Source organism: Streptomyces katrae (assembly GCF_000966975.1).
Taxonomy (GTDB): domain Bacteria; phylum Actinomycetota; class Actinomycetes; order Streptomycetales; family Streptomycetaceae; genus Streptomyces; species Streptomyces katrae.
Genome location: NZ_JZWV01000188.1, coordinates 1 through 1,491, shown reverse-complemented (window position 1 = coordinate 1,491; position 1,491 = coordinate 1). Strand labels below are relative to the sequence as shown.

The window sequence follows — 1,491 nt, the reverse complement described above, 5'->3', positions numbered from 1 at the left end:
CGGCCTCGCGGATGACCTCGCGGGTGACCGGGGCGACCTCGCCCTGGCCGAAGAGGAAGAACCGGAAGAAGTTGGCCATCGGGTTGCCCTCGGTCCACTCGAAGTAGATGTGGGGCCGCTGGCCGGTCTCGTCGCGGACGTGGAGGAGGAGGGCGGCGAGGGCGTTGGGGATGCTGGAGCTCTCCAGGGTCAGCACGCGGTAGCGGCCGTGGAGGACTTCGCCGCGCACCCGCATGCCGGACTCGAATTCGGAGGCGTCCAGGACGGTGACCTCGACGAACATGACGTCGTCCTCGGCCGGGATGTCGTTGTCGGCGCGGATCTGCGCCTTCTTCTGCCGGTACTCCTCCAGATCCCGGCTGTCGGGCTCGTTGGCGATGAACCGGATCGTGCGGTTGGCGGTGTCGCGGATGAACCGCTCGGCCATGTCGTCGAACTCGATGTGCGTGACGCGCAGCTCGAAGACCCGGGCCAGGCGCGAAAGGAGCGAGAGCGCCATGATTCCGCCGATGAAGCAGGCGCCGATCTTCACGCCGTCGGGGCGCTCGGCGACGTTGATCGCGGTGGTGTAGATGAAGACGGCGGAGATGATCCCGAAGCCGATGGTCCAGCCCCGCTCCCCCGCCCGGCGGGCGGCGATGGTCACGGCGACCGCCGCCGAGGTGATCAGGACCAGGACGCCGGTGGCGTAGGCGCCGCCCTGGGCGTCGACGTCGGCGTTGAAGAGCCAGGTCACCAGGAAGGCGATCAGGGTGAAGACGATCACCATGGGGCGCAGGGCGCGGGCCCAGTGCAGGGCCTTGCCGTAGCGGGGCAGGTAGCGCGGCATCAGGTTGAGCAGGCCGGCCATGGCCGAGGCGCCCGCGAACCACAGGATGCAGATGGTCGAGACGTCGTAGACCGTGCCGAAGGCGGAGCCCAGGTATTCGTGGGCGAGGTAGGCGAGGGCGCGGCCGTTGGCCTCACCGCCCGGCTGGAACTTGGCCGCCGGGATCAGCAGGGTGGTGACGAGGCTGGAGCAGATCAGGAAGACGCTCATGATCACGGCGGCCGTGGTGAGCAGCTTCTTGGCACCGCGGATCCGGCCGGCGGGCTTCTCCTCGGTGTCCGACGGGTCGCCCTGGACGTGCGGCATGACCGCCACACCGGTCTCGAAGCCGGAGAGGCCGAGCGCGAGCTTGGGGAAGACGACGAGCGCGATGGCGATCATCATGAACACGTTGCCGTGCTCGGCGGTCAGCGCGCTCGTCCAGTCCGTGACGACCTGCGGCTCCGTGAACACGTTCCACAGCCCGACCGCCACGACGACGACGTTCAGGGCGAGGTAGGTGGAGACCAGGACCACGGCGACGCCGATGGCCTCGCTGAACCCCTTGAGGAAGACGCCGCCGAGCAGCGCGATCAGGATCAGGGTGATCAGCACCTCGTGGCCGTGCAGGGTGCTGGTGAGGTGCGGGTTCTCCACCATGTGGGCGGTGGCGTCGGCGGCCG

The 1,491-nt window shown here is 68.9% G+C and carries 1 protein-coding gene; it reads right to left on the bottom strand.

What is annotated here, in order from left to right:
• Nucleotides 1-1,491 (bottom strand): APC family permease (locus VR44_RS08875; protein WP_045946855.1); only part of this gene is annotated, 1,491 nt, incomplete at both ends.